Here is a 238-nt window from a genome sequence, read left to right on the forward strand (position 1 = left end):
GTCCCAGTCGACGTCGGCGCCGTACGCCCACGCCTCACCGAGCGACAGCGTGAACCGCTCCCAGCCGCCCTCCTCCCGCCGCAGCGTCCCCACCACACCCGCGGGAACACCCGCGTCCTCGACCGTCTCACGCACACCCGTCGCCACGACCGGATGCGCACTGACCTCCACCAGCACCCGGAACCCGTCCGCCAGCAGCGCACGCGTCGCCGCCTCGAACTCCACCGTCCCGCGCAGG

General features: G+C 73.9%; 1 protein-coding gene. It reads right to left on the bottom strand.

Annotated features, from left to right (window positions below; genetic code table 11):
• Positions 1 to 238 (bottom strand): acyltransferase domain-containing protein (locus IH50_RS38560; RefSeq protein ID WP_158801459.1); only part of this gene is annotated, 238 nt, incomplete at both ends.

The sequence above is a fragment of the Streptomyces sp. NRRL S-37 genome (assembly GCF_000721605.1).
GTDB lineage: Bacteria > Actinomycetota > Actinomycetes > Streptomycetales > Streptomycetaceae > Streptomyces.